Here is a 14,525-nt window from a genome sequence, read left to right as displayed (position 1 = left end):
ACGGGTTGTTGCCCGGCCGCGGGGCGCCGGGGCGGGGGGCCGGCCGCGGGGCGGCCGGATGGGCGCCCTCGTCGGCCTCCGGGGGTGCGGTCGGCGCGGCCGGAGCGGCGGCCGCGGCGGCCGCGGCGGCAGCTGCGGGTCGCTGCACCTCGGGCGCAGGCCGCTCGGCCGGCTCCGGGGCGGGCGCGGGGGGCGCGGGTTCGGCGCTCACCGGCTCGGCCGGCGGTGCCGGGACCGCCTTCGCGCTCTTGCGCGGCGGGGCGGGGGCCGCGGCAGCGCCATCGGCCTTGCCGTTGCCGCCGGCCTGCGGGAATGCTTCCTTGAGCTTGCGGGCGACCGGGGCCTCCACCGTGGAAGACGCCGATCGCACGAACTCGCCCATCTCGTTGAGCTTGGCCATGACGACCTTGCTCTCGACGCCGAACTCCTTGGCGAGCTCGTAGACGCGGACCTTGGCCACTCATACTCCCGTTCCTCGGTCCGCGTCGTCGTGCGCGAACCGTCGACTACCGGCTGTTCATCGCTGGTTGCTCATCGAGCGCTCATCGTGGTTCGCCCTGCTTCCTGATCGAGGCGGTGCTCGGCTTGCCTCCGGCCTGCTCCCCGGCGTGGTGGTCACTCGCTCGCCGGCCCACCTCCGCGGCCACCGCCGTGGCGTCGAGCGGGCCCGGCAGGCGCAGGGCCCGCGGGAACGCCCGCCGCCGCTCGGCGAGGTCGAGGCAGGCAGGATCGGGGTGCACGTGCGCGCCCCGGCCCGGCATGCGGTGGCGAGGGTCGGGAGACAACCGGCCCTCGACCGCCACGACGCGCAGCAGGTCGGACGCCGCTGCGCGCTGCCGGCAGCCCACGCAGGTGCGCACGGGCATCACCGACGTCGCGCGGCGACTCACCACGAGAGTCTAGCGCGCCGCGGAGGCCCCCGAACCGACGTCGGTGCCCGGATCGGCGCCGCCCGCCTCCACGCCCGCGGGCTCGGTGTCGGCGTGGATGTCGATGCGCCAGCCGGTCAGCCGGGCGGCGAGGCGGGCATTCTGCCCCTCCTTGCCGATCGCGAGCGACAGCTGGAAGTCGGGGACGGTGACCCGGGCCGACTGCGCCTCGGCGTCGACGACCTCGACGTGGGTGACCGCAGCCGGCGACAGCGCGTTGCCGACGAACCGCGCGGGGTCCTCGTCCCAGTCGACGATGTCGATCTTCTCGCCGTGCAGCTCGCTGACGACGGCGCGCACCCGCGCGCCCATGGGACCGATGCAGGCGCCGCGAGCGCGCACGCCGGAGACGTTGGAGCGTACGGCGATCTTGGTGCGGTGCCCGGCCTCGCGGGCTACCGCCACGATCTCGACCGTGCCGTCGGCGATCTCGGGCACCTCGAGGGCGAACAGCGCGCGCACGAGGTTGGGGTGGGTCCGGGACAGGGTGATCTGCGGCCCGCGGACGCCACGGTGCACCTGCACGACGTAGCAGCGCAGCCGCTCGCCGTGGCGGTAGACCTCGCCCGGCACCTGCTCGGCGGCAGGCAGGATCGCTTCGACGTTGCCCAGGTCGACGTAGACGTTGCGTCGCTCCCCCGAGGCGCTGGGCCGGTCCGGCGGGCCGCCATGCTGCTGGATGACGCCACCGACCACGTCGCCCTCGCGGCCGGCGTACTCGCCGTAGGTCAGCTCCTGCTCGGCGTCGCGCAGCCGCTGCAGGATGACCTGCCGGGCGGTGGTGGCGGCGATGCGGCCGAACCCCTCGGGGGTGTCGTCGAACTCCGGCCCGAACTCGCCGTCGCCGAGGTCCTCGCGGGCCCACACGCTGACGTGGCCGCTGGAGCGGTCGAGCTCGGCGCGGGCACGCTCGTGCGCCCCCTCGGTGCGGTGGTAGGCCGCGAGCAGCGCGACCTCGATCGCCTCGACGACGGTGTCGAGCGAGAGGTCCTTCTCGGCGACCAGGCCGCGCAGGGCTGCCATGTCGATGTTCACGCGGTCGCCCCCTCGGCCTCGTCGGGCCGGCGGAACTCGACCTGGATCCGGCCGCGGCCGAGCTCGGCGTAGGCGTAGGCCGTCGGGGTGCCGGCGACGTCGAGCACCACCTCCCGGTCGTCGGCGCTCGTCACCCGGCCGGTGACGCTGCCCCCGCCGGCCAGCGGCGCAGTGACCAGCCGGCCGGCCGCCCGCCGCCAGTGCCGGGGCTCGGTCAGGGGACGGTCGACGCCGGGCGAGCTGACGTTGAGGACGTAGGGCGCCTCGCCCATGACGGCCGACTCGTCGAGCCGGTCGGAGGCCGCCCGGCTGAGCTCGGCAAGGTCGTCGAGGTCGACTCCCCCGTCGCGGTCGACGACGATCTCCACGAGCCGGCGGCGACCGGCCGGCTGCACGGTGACCTCCTCCAGGTCGTAGCCGGCCGCAGACACCGCGGGTTCGATGGCCTCACGCACACGGGTCGAGGCGCTGCTCATCGTCGACCTCCGCCCGTGTGGTGTTGTCCGCTGCCAGGACACCGAGCCTAACGTGAACGGGCCGTCCGGACCGAGCACGGAAGGAGGGCGCGCGTGCCGCCGTCGCGCCGCGTCGTGCTGCGTGCGGCGATCGCCGCCTGCGGGCTGGCGGTGGTGGGCTGTTCGCCCACCAAGCCGGCGGCGGGCGCGTCGACGCGGCGCACCGACCCGGCCGCGCAGGACACCGCCGGACTGCAGGCGGCGCTGGCGGCCGAGCACGTGGCGGTCTACGGCTACGGCGTCGCGGGCGCCTGGCTCGCCGGCGCCCCGCGGCGTGCCGCGCTGGCCGCGCTGGACGCGCACCGGGTTCGCCGCGACCAGCTGATCGAGATGCTGCGAGCGCGCGGGGTGGCGCCGGTGCCTGCGGCCGCGGCCTACGAGCTGCCCTTCCCAGTGCACGACGCGTCGTCGGCCGCCAGGCTGGCCGCCCGGCTGGAAGCCGGCACCGCGAAGGCCGCCCGCGCGCTCGCCGGCGCCGCGGATCCAGCGCTGCGCGGGTTCGCGGACCGGCTGCTCGCCGACGCGACCGCCCGCCAAGCGACCTGGCGTCGGCTCAGCGGGTGAGCTCGGCGACGACGGCGTCGAGCGCAACCCGCCGGCGATCCCCGGTGGCGCGCTCCTTGATCTCGACCTCGCCGTCGGCGAGCGCCTTGCCGACCACGACCTGCACGGGCAGGCCGATCAGGTCGGCGTCGGCGAACTTCTCCCCCGGCGAGGCGGCGCGGTCGTCGAGCAGCACGTCGCGACCGGCCGCTGCCAGCTCCGCGGCGATCCGGGTCGCCGCCTCGCGCTGCGCGTCGCCCTTGCCGACGGGGACGACGTGCACGTCGTACGGCGAGATCGAGGCCGGCCAGACCAGCCCGGCGTCGTCGTGGGACTGCTCGACGACGGCCCCGACGGCCCGCGTGACGCCGATGCCGTAGGAGCCCATGGTGATCCGCACGGGCCTGCCGTCGGGCCCGAGCGCGTCGAGACCGAAGGCGTCGGCGTACTTGCGGCCCAGCTGGAAGATGTGGCCGATCTCGATGCCCCGGTCGATCGACAGCGCGCCGCCGCACTGCGGGCACGGATCGCCGGCGCGCACCTCGGCCGCCTCCACGTAGTCGTCGACCTGGAAGTCGCGGCCCGCGACGACGTCGACGGCGTGCTTGCCGGTCTCGTTGGCCCCCGTGACCCAGGCGCTGCCGGGCACGACCCGCGGGTCGGCCAGATAGCGGTAACCCGCGCCGGCCAGGCCCTGCGGACCGATGTAGCCGCGCACCAGGCGCGGATGGTCGGCGAACTCCGAACCCTCGACGATGGCCACCTCCGCCGGCTCGAAGGCCGCGGCCAGCCGCTTGAGGTCCACTTCCCGGTCGCCCGGCACGCCCACGACGACGACCTCGGGCTTCTCGCCGGGCGCGAGGATCTTGAGGACGACGTTCTTCAGCGTGTCGGCCGCCGTGACGGTGCGGCCGAGGTCCATGCCCCCGAGCTGGGCGACGAGCGCGTCGATCGTCGCCGCGTCGGGGGTGTCGACGACCCGCAGCGGCGGCTGCGCGGCGGGATCGCCGACCGCCGGGACCGGCGTGTGCACGGCCTCGGTGTTGGCCGCGTAGCCGCAGCTGTGGCAGGCGACGTAGGTGTCCTCGCCGGTGGGCGTGGGCGCCAGGAACTCCTCGCTCGCCGAACCGCCCATCGCGCCCGACATCGCGGAGACGACGACGTAGCGCAGCCCCAGCCGGTCGAACGCGCGGATGTAGGCCTCACGGTGCGCGTCGTAGGACGCCTGCAGCCCCACGTCGTCGAGGTCGAACGAGTAGGAGTCCTTCATGACGAACTCGCGGCCGCGCAGGATGCCGGCCCGCGGCCGCGCCTCGTCGCGGTACTTCGTCTGGATCTGGTAGAGCATCACCGGGTAGTCGCGGTAGGAGGAGTACTCGCCCTTCACCAGGAGCGTGAACATCTCCTCGTGCGTCGGGCCGAGCAGGTAGTCGGCGCCCTTGCGGTCCTGCAGCCGGAACAGCAGGTCGCCGTACTCCGTCCACCGCCCGCTGGCCTCGTAGCTCTCCCGCGGCAGCAGGGCCGGGAAGATCAGCTCCTGCGCGCCGATCCGGTCCATCTCCTCGCGGACGATCGCGGCCACCTTGTCGAGCACGCGCTTGCCGACCGGCAGCCAGGTGTAGACGCCGGGGGCGACCCGGCGCACGCAGCCGGCCCGGATCAGCAGCTTGTGGCTCGGCACCTCGGCGTCGGCCGGATCCTCGCGCAGCGTGCGCAGGAAGAGGGCGGACATGCGGGTCACGGCGCCGGCGGTCACACCGTCGAGCCTATCGGCGGCGGGCCGGCGACTTTGCGGTCAGAACAGCACGGAGGTGAACGTGCCGACCTGGGTGAAGCCCACCCGCTCGTAGGCCCGGCGGGCCGGGGTGTTGAAGTCGTTGACGTAGAGGCTGACCACGGGGGCGATCGTGCGCCGGATGAGGCGCACGACGGTGGCCATGCCCGCCACCGACAGGCCCCGGCCGCGCAGCGCTGGGTCGACCCAGACGCCCTGCACCTGGCAGGTGTCGCCGCCCACGGCACCGACCTCGGCCTTGAAGACGACGCGCCCGTCGTCGATGCGGGCGAACGAACGGCCGGCCGCGACGAGCTCGGCGAGGCGGGCGCGGTAGAGCGCGCCGCCGTCCCCGGCGAGCGGGGAGACCCCGACCTCCTCGGTGAACATCGCGACCGCTGCGGGCAGCAAGGTGTCGACCTCGTCGCGCTGGACCGCCCGCACCAGCGGGTCGCCGTCGACGGAGGGGTCCGCCGAGGTCGCCATCAGCGGCTGGTTGGCGCGGACCTCGCGAGCCGGTCCCCAGGACGGCTCGAGCAGCCGCCACAGCGGTAGGGCCATCTCGGCCGGGCCGACGATCGAGGAGCAGCGGCGGCCGTGCCGGCGGGCCCGGTCGGCGAACGCGCGCACCGCGGTCTCGTCGGCGCCGGCGGGCACGAGGTTGGCCCCGGCGTAGCAGACCGCGTCGAGGCGCCCGCCCGCGAAGTAGCCCCACACCTCGGCCCCGAGCCGCCACGCCTCGAGGCCCGCGGCCTCCAGCCGGGAGATCAGGAAGCAGTTGGCGATCGGGTCACGACGCAGCAGCGCCAGCGTCTCGTCGGCGTCGCGGTCGCCGAGCACGCGCAGGGACACGGGGGGCAGCATGCCCGGATTCGCCGCGCCCCGCTTGCTGCCGGGACGCGAGTCGGCCCGCACGTGGCGACGTCAGGCGACGGTGACCGAGGGGTCGCCGGCCTCGAGCTGCATCTCCTCGGCCATCTTCAGCGCCTCCTCGATCAGCGTCTCGACGATCTGCGCCTCGGGCACGGTCTTGATGACCTCGCCGCGGACGAAGATCTGGCCCTTGCCGTTGCCCGACGCGACGCCGAGGTCGGCCTCCCGGGCCTCGCCCGGGCCGTTGACGACGCACCCCATGACGGCGACCCGCAGCGGGACCGTCAGCCCCTCCAGGCCGGCGGTGACCTTCTCCGCGAGCTCGTAGACGTCGACCTGCGCCCGGCCGCAGGACGGGCAGGAGACGATCTCGAGACCGCGCTGGCGCAGGCCGAGCGACTCGAGGATCGCGATGCCGACCTTGACCTCCTCGACCGGCGGGGCGGACAGCGACACCCGGATCGTGTCGCCGATGCCCTCGGCCAGCAGCGCGCCGAACGCGACCGCGGACTTGACCGTGCCCTGGAACGCCGGCCCGGCCTCGGTGACGCCGAGGTGCAGCGGGTAGTCGCACTGCTCGGCCAGCTGCCGGTAGGCGTTGATCATGACCACCGGGTCGTGGTGCTTGACGGAGATCTTGATGTCGCGGAAGTCGTGCTCCTCGAACAGGCTCGCCTCCCACAGCGCGCTCTCGACGAGCGCCTCCGCGGTCGGCCGGCCGTACTTCTCGAGCAGCCGCTTGTCGAGCGATCCGGCGTTGACGCCGATGCGGATCGGGGTGCCGTGGTCCTTGGCCGCCTTCGCGATCTCGCGGATCTGGTCGTCGAACTTCTTGATGTTGCCGGGATTGACGCGTACGGCGGCACAACCTGCCTCGATCGCGGCGAAGACGTACTTGGGCTGGAAGTGGATGTCGGCGATGACCGGGATCTGCGAGTGCCGGGCGATCTCACCGAGCGCGTCGGCGTCGTCCTGGCTGGGGCAGGCGACCCGCACGATCTGGCAACCGGCGGCCGTGAGCTCGGCGATCTGCTGCAGCGTGGAGTTGACGTCGGCGGTGACCGTGGTCGCCATCGACTGCACCGAGATCGGCGCCCCGCCGCCGACCTTCACCCCACCGACGTCGATCTGCCGGCTGTGACGCCGCGTCGCCAGCGACGGGGGCGGCAGCTCGGGCATGCCCAGGGAGACGGCGGTGTCGGGGGCGGAGGTGGTCATGTGCTCCTTCTATCCGGGCTCGAGCGAGCTCATCCGGTGAACGGGTTGGCGATCGGGTTGACGATGTCGCCGAGCAGCAGCAGCACCGACAGGCCGATGAACAGCACCATCACCAAGTATGCCGCCGGCAGCAGCTTGGTCAGGTCGACGCGACCGGGGTCGCGGCGCCCGACCAGGCGGTAGAGCCGCCGGCGACCCTCCTCGTAGCCGAGCACGGCCAGGTGCCCGCCGTCCAGCGGAAGCAGCGGCAGCAGATTGAAGATCCCGACGAACACGTTGACCCCGGCGATCAGCAGGACGAACGTGCCGATCCGGTCGAACAGGGGCGTGCCGCCCTGGGCGAGGGCCTCCCCGCTGACCCGGGCGATGCCGACCGGTCCGACCAGGCCGTCGCTGCTGCGCTGCCCCCCGTCGACGGTCGCGTGGAACAGGTTGCCGACGGCGTGCGGCAGGTTGCCCAGCGCGCCGAACGTCGCGGTGGTGAGCCGGCCGAACCCGGTGCCGGCGTGCGCGACCGCCGCCAGCGGGTCCATGCGGTCGGCGACCTCGGTCGCGGTCACGCCGAGCGCGCCGACGGTCTGCATGACCTTCGGGTCGGTCTCGGAGGGGCGCTCGGCCGGCACCAGGTCGACGGTGCGGACGCTGCGCTGCCCGTCGCGCACGATCGTCAGCGTCACCGGCCCGGGACCGTGCTTCTGGAGCTTGGCCGTGAGGGCGTCCCAGTCCTTGATCGGCTGGCCGTCGAAGGCCACGATCTCGTCGCCGTGCTGCAGCCCGGCGGCCTTCGCCGGCGAGGGCGGCAGCGCGGAGCAGACCTGCGCCGTCGGCTGCGTGGTGAGCTTCGCCGGCACGCACGCCGAGACGGTGTTGACGGTGGGAACCAGCTTCGGCGTACCAATGACGGCGAGTACGGCGAAGAGCAGGGCGAACGCGATGACGAAGTGCATGAACGACCCGGCGGCCAGCACGATCGTGCGCTGCCAGGCGGGCTGCTTGTAGAACGCCCGGTCCTCGTCGCCCGGCTCGACCTCCTCGAGCGGCGTCATGCCGGTGATCTTGACGAAGCCACCGGCCGGTATCGCCTTGATGCCGTACTCCGTCTCGCCGCGACGGAACGACCAGATGGTGGGCCCGAAGCCGACGAAGAACTGCGGCGCCTTCATGCCGAACCGCTTCGCGGTCGCGAAGTGACCGGCCTCGTGCAGCATGATCGAGACGAGCAGGGCGACCACGAAAGCGATCACTCCGAGGGTCACGCGGGCTCTCCTGTCGTCACGCCGGTCAGCTCGCGGGCGCGCGCGCGCGCCCAGGTCTCAGCTTCGAGAACATCGGCAAGCGTGAGGGAGTTCCCGAGCCCCGGACGCACGCCGGCCTGGGCGACGACCCGGGCGACCGTGTCGACGATGCCGAGGAAGGGGATCCGGCCGTCGAGGAAAGCACCGACGCACTCCTCGTTGGCGGCGTTGTAGACCGCGGGCGCGACCCCGCCCGTGCGGCCGACCTCGCGGGCGAGCGCGACCGCGGGGAACGCGTCCTCGTCGAGCGGCTCGAACCGCCACTCGTGCGCGTGCGTCCAGTCCATGCCGGGCGCCGCGTCCGCAACCCGCTCGGGCCAGCCGAGAGCGAGCGCGATCGGCAGCCGCATGTCGGGCGGGCTGGCCTGCGCCAGCGTGGATCCGTCGACGAACTCGACCATCGAGTGCACGACCGACTGCGGGTGCACGACCGCGTCGATGCGCTCGAGCGGGATGTCGAAGAGCAGGTGGGCCTCGAGCACTTCGAGGCCCTTGTTGACCAGGGTCGCGGAGTTGACGGTGATGACCGGCCCCATGTCCCAGGTGGGGTGCGCCAGTGCCTGCTGCGGGGTGACGTCGGCCAGCTCGTCACGACGCCGGCCGCGGAACGGGCCGCCGCTCGCCGTGAGCACCAACCGGCGCACCTCCGCGTGCCGGCCGCCGCGCAGGCACTGCGCGAGGGCCGAGTGCTCTGAGTCGACCGGCACGATCTGGTCGGCCGCCGCCCGGGCCTTGACCAGCGGTCCGCCGACGATCAGCGACTCCTTGTTGGCCAGGGCGAGGCGCCGGCCGGCGTCGAGCGCCGCGAGCGTCGGGCGCAGGCCGATCGAGCCGGTCATGCCGTTGAGCACGACGTCGCAGGGCCAGCCGGCCAGCTCGGCCGCGGCGTCGGGGCCGGCCAGGATCTTCGGCACCCGGTAGGCCCCGGCGTCGTAGCCGCGCTGCTTGGCCTCGGCGTAGAACGCGAGCAGCACGTCCTGCGCGGCGCTGGCCTTGTGCACCGCGACGACCTCGGCGCCGTGCTCGAGAGCCTGGGCTGCGAGCAGCTGGGGGCGCTCACCGCCGGCGGCGAGCCCGACCACCCGGAACGCGTCGCGGTTGCGGGCGACGACGTCGAGCGCCTGGGTGCCGATCGAGCCGGTGCTGCCCAGCAGGACGAGGTCGCGGGTCACCCCACCAGTGTGGCCCACGCAGCGGTGCCGGCGTCCCCGCCGAGCCCTACCCCTCGAGCGCGGCCAGCTGCCCGCACGCGCCGTCGATCTCACGGCCGCGGGTGTCGCGCACGGTGGTGGTCACGCCGCCCGCGCGCAGCCGCCGGACGAACTCCCGCTGCGCGGCACGCGGTGACGCGTCCCACGCGCTGCCCGGCGTCGGGTTGAGCGGGATGAGGTTGACGTGCGCGAGCCGGCCCCGCAGCAGGGCGGCGAGCCGGTCCGCGCGCCACGGCTGGTCGTTGACGTCGCGGATGAGCGCGTACTCGATGGAGACCCGCCTGCCGGTGGTGTCGGCGTAACGCCAGGCGGCGGCAAGGACCTCGTCGACCTTCCAGCGCGCGTTGACCGGCACCAGCGTGTCGCGCAGCTCGTCGTCGGGCGCGTGCAGGCTCACCGCGAGCGTGACCGGCAGCCCCTCGCCGGCGAGCCGGTCGATCGCCGGCGCCAGGCCGACGGTCGAGACCGTGATGCCGCGCGCGGACATGCCGAGGCCGTGCGGGGACGGCTCGACCAGCCGGCGTACGGCGGCGACGACGGCGTTGTAGTTGGCCAGCGGCTCGCCCATGCCCATGAAGACGACGTTGCTGACCCGGTTGCCGCCCGGCACCTCGCCGCGGGCCAGCGCGCGGGCTCCGGCGACGACCTGCTCGACGATCTCGCCGGTGGACAGGTTGCGGGTCAGGCCTTGCTGGCCGGTGGCGCAGAACGGGCAGGCCATCCCGCAGCCGGCCTGGCTGGACACGCACATCGTCACGCGGTCCGGGTAGGCCATCAGCACCGACTCGACGAGCGTCGCGTCGAAACCGCGCCAGAGCGTCTTGACCGTGGCGCCGTCGTCGCACGCGATGCGGCGTACGGCGGTCAGCAGCGGCGGCAGCAGGTCGGCGGCCAGCCGGTCCCGGGCCGCGGCCGGCACGTCGGTCATCGTCGACGGGTCGTCGGCGAGCCGGGTGAAGTAGTGGCGCGACAGCTGCTCGGCGCGAAACGCCGGCTCATCGAGGGCCTGCACGGCGGCACGGCGCTCGGCCGGGGTGAGGTCGGCGAGGTGACGGGGCGGCTTGGCCCGCCGCCGGGGCGCCTCGAGCCGCACGGGAGTAGACGTCATCTCCGGTGCCAACGCCCGCGGGGCCGCCACGCTTCCGGCGCGCTCACGACGGGACGAACGCGGTGAGCAGCAGCCAGGCGACCGGCGCCGTGATCAGCAGCGCGTCGATCCGGTCGAGGACCCCGCCGTGGCCGGGCAGGAGCGTGCCCATGTCCTTGATCCCGATGTCGCGCTTGAGCAGCGACTCGCCGAGGTCGCCGAGCACCGCCGCACAGACGACCGCGACGCCGAAGACGACGCCCTGCCAGACCTTGCCGTCCAGCAGCAGCGGCAGGAAGGCCGCCCCGGCGCCGGCGCAGGCGACGGTCGAGCCGACGAAGCCCTCCCAGGTCTTCTTCGGGCTGATCGTCGGCGCCATGGGGTGCTTGCCGAAGAGGACCCCGGCCACGTAGCCGCCGACGTCGGAGCAGACCACCGTCGCGACGAACGTCGCCACCCGGTCCGGCCCGTCGGCCGGCACCAGCAGCAGCACCGCGATGCCCATGAGGAAGGGCACGTAGGCCAGCGCGAACAGCGATGCCGCGAGGTCGGGCAGCAGGCCCGGCAGGTCCTCCGCCACCCGCCAGAGCGTCAGCGCGACGGCGGTGAGCAGGGTGGCGACGACCATGGCCTCGCTGCCGCGCAGGTAGGCGAGCAGCAGCGTCGCGAGTCCGCCGGCGGCCAGCGGCGCGTAGGGGACGTGCAACAGCCGCACCTTGAGCGCCTGCACGAGCTCCCACGCGCCGAGCAGCATGAACAGCGCGACGACGCCGACGAACGCCGGCTTGTAGGTGTAGATGCTGCCGAGCACCATCGCGCCGAGGACGAGCCCGATGGCGATGGCCACCGGCAGGTTGCGCCCGGCGCGACCGGCAGGGCTGCCGCCGCCGGAGGGTGCCGCGGCCGGCTCGGCACCGGCGTGGGTCGTCGGCACGGTAGGAGTGGCTCCTAGACCTCGAGCAGCTCTTCTTCCTTGGCCTTCAGGGCGTCGTCGATGTGCGCGACGTAGGTGTGGGTGAGGTCTTCGAGCTCCTTCTCGGCACGGCGTACGTCGTCCTCGCCGACCTCCCCGTCACGCGCCAGCGCCTCCAGGGTGTCCTTGGCGTGCCGGCGGACGTTGCGGATCGAGATGCGGCCGTCCTCGGCCTTGGTGCGGGCGACCTTGACCAGGTCGCGGCGGCGCTCCTCGGTGAGCTGCGGCAGCACCACCCGGATCACCTGGCCGTCGTTGCTGGGGTTGACGCCGAGGTCGCTGTCGCGGATCGCCTTCTCGATCGCGGCCGTCGCGCTCTTGTCGTAGGGCTGGAGCACCGCCATCCGCGGCTCCGGCACGTGGAACGACGTGAGCTGCTGCAGCGGGGTGGGCGCGCCGTAGTAGTCGACCACGATCTTGGAGAACATCTGCGGGGTGGCCCGGCCGGTGCGCAGGGTCGCGAGGTCCTCGCGGGTGACCGAGACGGCCTTGTCCATCTTCTCCTCGGCCTCGAGCATCGTCTCGTCGATCACAGCGTCTCCTGGGTGGGGGCACTAGGGCGCTGATCGCTAGGAGCGACCAACGTGCCGATCTTCTCACCGCGGACGGCACGGCCGATGTTGCCCTCGGTGAGCAGGTTGAAGACGATGATCGGCAGCCGGTTGTCCATGCAGAGGCTGAACGCGGTGGCGTCGGCGACCCGCAAGTTGCGGGAGAGGACCTCGGTGTAGTCGAGCCGGTCGAGCTTCACCGCGGCCGGGTTCGTGCGCGGGTCGTCGTCGTAGACGCCGTCGACGGTCTTCGCCATGAGCACCGCCTGCGCCCCGACCTCCAGGGCGCGCTGGGCGGCGCAGGTGTCGGTGGAGAAGAACGGCGCGCCCAGCCCGGCGCCGAAGATGACGACCCGGCCCTTCTCCAGGTGCCGGATCGCCCGGCGCGGCACGTAGGGCTCGGCCACCTGCCCCATCGTGATCGCGGTCTGGACGCGGGTGTCGACCCCCTGCTTCTCGAGGAAGTCCTGCAGCGCCAGGCAGTTGATGACGGTGCCCAGCATGCCCATGTAGTCGGCACGCGGGCGGTCCATGCCGCGCTCGGCGAGCGCCTGGCCGCGAAACATGTTGCCGCCGCCGATGACGACGGCGATCTGCACGCCGTCGCGGACCACCGCCGCGATCTGCCGGGCGATCGTGGCCACCGTCGACGGGTCGATGCCGAGCGGGTCGCTGCCGGAGAACGCCTGCCCGGACAGCTTGAGCAGCACCCGGCTCCACGGCCGGAGGACGGCGGAGGCCGCGTCCGCGTCCGGGGTGGTGGTCTCGGTCACGGTCGCGGCCTCTCGTCGTACGTCGCGGTCGGTCGGCAGTCTGCCCTGCGGGATCGCTCCTGCTCTACTCCTGGCCGACCTTGAAGCGGGCGAACCGCGCGACCTGGACCCCGGCGTCGTCGAGCACCTGCTTGATGCTCTTCTTGTTCTCCTTGACGAACGGCTGCTCGAGCAGCACGAAGTCCTTGAAGAACCCGTTGACGCGGCCCTCGACGATCTTCGGGACGGCCTGCTCGGGCTTGCCCTCGTCCTTGGCCATCTGCTCGGCGATCCGCCGCTCCCCCTCGACGACGTCGGCGGGGACCTCGTCGCGGGTCAGCCACCGCGGCGGCAGCGCCGCGATGTGCTGCGCGATGTCCTTGCCGAGCTCGGGGTTCTCGACGCTCAGCTCGACGAGCACGCCGATCTGCGGCGGCAGGTCGGGGCTGGTGCGGTGCAGGTACGACGCGATGTAGGTGCCTTCGAAGGTCGCGAAGCGACGGACCTCGAGCTTCTCGCCGATGACCGCACTGGCCTCGTCGATCACCTGCTTGACCGTCTTGCCCGGGTCCTTGGTGAACGGCTGCTCGAGCAGGGTGGGTACGTCGGAGGGCTGCGCCTCCGCGACGTGGTCGGCGAGCTCGACGGCCAGCTCCTGGAAGCGCTCGCCCTTGGCGACGAAGTCGGTCTCGCAGTTGACCTCGAGCAGGACGGCCCGCGTGGTGCCGTCGAGCCGCGCGGCGACCAGGCCGTTGGAGGCGGTGCGGGTCTCGCGCTTGCCGACGTCCTTGGCGCCCTTGAGGCGGAGGATCTCGACCGCCTTGTCGAAGTCGCCGTCGGACTGCTCGAGCGCGCCCTTGCAGTCCATCATCCCGGCGCCGGTGAGCTCGCGGAGCTTCTTGACCTCCGCGGCGCTGATCTGAGCCATGTTCTTCCTGTCGTTGGTGGTGAAAGGTGCGATCAGGGTCGGGCGACCCGGGGATCAGGCGGTCGGCGCGGTCTCGCCGGCGCCGGCCTCGGCCTGACCCTCGCCCTGAAGCAGCTCGCGCTCCCAGTCGGCGAGCGGCTCGTCGCCGCCGACCTGGCTGCCCGCCTCGGCGGCCTCGTCGCGGCCGGCGCCCGCGCGGGCCATGAGGCCCTCGGCGACCGCGTCGGCGAGGACCCGGGTGAGCAGAGCGACGCTGCGGATCGCGTCGTCGTTGCCGGGGATCGGGTAGTCGACCTCGTCGGGGTCGCAGTTGGTGTCGAGGATCGCCACGACCGGGATGCCGAGCTTGCGAGCCTCGCCGACCGCGATGTGCTCCTTCTTGGTGTCGACGATCCAGACCGCACTGGGCAGCTTCTGCATGTCGCGGATGCCGCCGAGCGTGCGCTCCAGCTTGTCCTTCTCGCGCTGCAGGTGCAGCCGCTCCTTCTTGGTCGAGGCGGAGGTCTCGCCGGTCTGCTCGGCGAGCTCGAGCTCCTTGAGCCGCTGCAGCCGCTGGTAGACCGTCTGGAAGTTCGTCAGCATGCCGCCCAGCCAGCGCTGGTTGACGTAGGGCATGCCGACGCGGCTGGCCTGCTCGGCGACCGACTCCTGGGCCTGCTTCTTGGTGCCCACGAACATGATCGAGCCGCCGTGGGCGACGGTCTCCTTGACGAAGTCGTAGGCGCGGTCGATGTAGGACAGCGACTGCTGCAGGTCGATGATGTAGATGCCGTTGCGCTCGGTGAAGATGAAGCGCTTCATCTTCGGGTTCCAGCGCCGGGTCTGGTGCCCGAAGTGGACA

The 14,525-nt window shown here is 73.1% G+C and carries 16 protein-coding genes; 1 reads left to right on the top strand and 15 read right to left on the bottom strand.

The window, feature by feature from the left end; translation table 11 throughout:
* From VFJ21_06295 to rimP, 4 genes are all read right to left on the bottom strand, one after another.
* Positions 1–460 (bottom strand): translation initiation factor IF-2 N-terminal domain-containing protein (locus VFJ21_06295; GenBank protein ID HET7406732.1); only part of this gene is annotated, 460 nt, incomplete at its 3' end.
* A gap of 82 nt (positions 461–542) precedes the next feature.
* Entirely contained in the window at positions 543–866 is a 324-nt protein-coding gene (locus tag VFJ21_06290; protein ID HET7406731.1) for a YlxR family protein, read from the bottom strand.
* A 33-nt stretch (positions 867–899) separates the two neighbouring features.
* On the bottom strand, positions 900–1,964 hold the full coding sequence (gene nusA, locus VFJ21_06285; GenBank protein HET7406730.1) for a transcription termination factor NusA: 1,065 nt from the start codon (positions 1,962–1,964) through the stop codon (positions 900–902).
* Complete coding sequence (gene rimP, locus VFJ21_06280; protein HET7406729.1) at positions 1,961–2,440, bottom strand: ribosome maturation factor RimP; 480 nt, start codon at positions 2,438–2,440, stop codon at positions 1,961–1,963. The genes nusA and rimP overlap by 4 nt, the downstream gene beginning before the upstream one ends.
* A gap of 93 nt (positions 2,441–2,533) precedes the next feature.
* Between rimP and VFJ21_06275 the strand changes: the two genes are divergently transcribed.
* Complete coding sequence (locus tag VFJ21_06275; GenBank protein ID HET7406728.1) at positions 2,534–3,043, top strand: DUF4439 domain-containing protein; 510 nt, start codon at positions 2,534–2,536, stop codon at positions 3,041–3,043.
* Here VFJ21_06275 and VFJ21_06270 read toward each other — a convergent pair.
* The 11 genes from VFJ21_06270 to rpsB form a co-directional block, all read right to left on the bottom strand.
* A complete protein-coding gene (locus VFJ21_06270; GenBank protein ID HET7406727.1) occupies positions 3,033–4,754 on the bottom strand; it encodes a proline--tRNA ligase in 1,722 nt (573 codons plus the stop codon). The genes VFJ21_06275 and VFJ21_06270 overlap by 11 nt on opposite strands.
* Positions 4,755–4,817: 63 nt before the next feature.
* Positions 4,818–5,660 (bottom strand): GNAT family N-acetyltransferase, encoded by an 843-nt coding sequence (locus VFJ21_06265; protein ID HET7406726.1) that lies wholly within the window; start codon positions 5,658–5,660, stop codon positions 4,818–4,820.
* A 60-nt stretch (positions 5,661–5,720) separates the two neighbouring features.
* Complete coding sequence (gene ispG / locus VFJ21_06260) at positions 5,721–6,887, bottom strand: flavodoxin-dependent (E)-4-hydroxy-3-methylbut-2-enyl-diphosphate synthase (GenBank protein ID HET7406725.1); 1,167 nt, start codon at positions 6,885–6,887, stop codon at positions 5,721–5,723.
* Between the two features lie 29 nt (positions 6,888–6,916).
* Positions 6,917–8,143 carry a site-2 protease family protein gene (locus VFJ21_06255; protein HET7406724.1) on the bottom strand — a complete coding sequence of 409 codons (1,227 nt, stop codon included), beginning with the start codon at positions 8,141–8,143 and terminating at the stop codon, positions 6,917–6,919.
* On the bottom strand, positions 8,140–9,354 hold the full coding sequence (gene dxr / locus VFJ21_06250; GenBank protein ID HET7406723.1) for a 1-deoxy-D-xylulose-5-phosphate reductoisomerase: 1,215 nt from the start codon (positions 9,352–9,354) through the stop codon (positions 8,140–8,142). The genes VFJ21_06255 and dxr overlap by 4 nt, the downstream gene beginning before the upstream one ends.
* A 46-nt stretch (positions 9,355–9,400) precedes the next feature.
* Entirely contained in the window at positions 9,401–10,501 is a 1,101-nt protein-coding gene (gene rlmN / locus VFJ21_06245) for a 23S rRNA (adenine(2503)-C(2))-methyltransferase RlmN (GenBank protein ID HET7406722.1), read from the bottom strand.
* A 43-nt stretch (positions 10,502–10,544) separates the two neighbouring features.
* Complete coding sequence (locus VFJ21_06240; protein HET7406721.1) at positions 10,545–11,414, bottom strand: phosphatidate cytidylyltransferase; 870 nt, start codon at positions 11,412–11,414, stop codon at positions 10,545–10,547.
* A 14-nt stretch (positions 11,415–11,428) separates the two neighbouring features.
* Positions 11,429–11,986, bottom strand: coding sequence for a ribosome recycling factor (frr, locus tag VFJ21_06235; GenBank protein HET7406720.1), 558 nt, complete (start codon positions 11,984–11,986; stop codon positions 11,429–11,431).
* Positions 11,983–12,777 (bottom strand): UMP kinase, encoded by a 795-nt coding sequence (gene pyrH, locus VFJ21_06230; GenBank protein HET7406719.1) that lies wholly within the window; start codon positions 12,775–12,777, stop codon positions 11,983–11,985. Before pyrH ends, frr begins: the two co-directional genes overlap by 4 nt.
* A gap of 64 nt (positions 12,778–12,841) precedes the next feature.
* A complete protein-coding gene (gene tsf / locus VFJ21_06225; GenBank protein HET7406718.1) occupies positions 12,842–13,684 on the bottom strand; it encodes a translation elongation factor Ts in 843 nt (280 codons plus the stop codon).
* Between the two features lie 54 nt (positions 13,685–13,738).
* Positions 13,739–14,525 (bottom strand): 30S ribosomal protein S2 (gene rpsB / locus VFJ21_06220; protein ID HET7406717.1); only part of this gene is annotated, 787 nt, incomplete at its 5' end.

Source organism: Mycobacteriales bacterium, assembly GCA_035690485.1.
In the GTDB taxonomy this organism is placed as follows: domain Bacteria; phylum Actinomycetota; class Actinomycetes; order JAFAQI01; family DASSKL01; genus DASSKL01.
This window is presented reverse-complemented; position numbering and strand designations above follow the sequence as displayed.

What these genes read in the sequence shown, in the direction of transcription:
- rimP (HET7406729.1), bottom strand. Translation starts at nt 2,440, where the DNA reads ATGAGCAGCGCCTCGACCCGTGTGCGTGAGGCCATCGAACCCGCGGTG.
- ispG (HET7406725.1), bottom strand. Translation starts at nt 6,887, where the DNA reads ATGACCACCTCCGCCCCCGACACCGCCGTCTCCCTGGGCATGCCCGAG.
- rlmN (HET7406722.1), bottom strand. Translation starts at nt 10,501, where the DNA reads ATGACGTCTACTCCCGTGCGGCTCGAGGCGCCCCGGCGGCGGGCCAAG.
- tsf (HET7406718.1), bottom strand. Translation starts at nt 13,684, where the DNA reads ATGGCTCAGATCAGCGCCGCGGAGGTCAAGAAGCTCCGCGAGCTCACC.
- VFJ21_06290 (HET7406731.1), bottom strand. Translation starts at nt 866, where the DNA reads ATGCCCGTGCGCACCTGCGTGGGCTGCCGGCAGCGCGCAGCGGCGTCC.
- VFJ21_06270 (HET7406727.1), bottom strand. Translation starts at nt 4,754, where the DNA reads ATGTCCGCCCTCTTCCTGCGCACGCTGCGCGAGGATCCGGCCGACGCC.
- VFJ21_06265 (HET7406726.1), bottom strand. Translation starts at nt 5,660, where the DNA reads ATGCTGCCCCCCGTGTCCCTGCGCGTGCTCGGCGACCGCGACGCCGAC.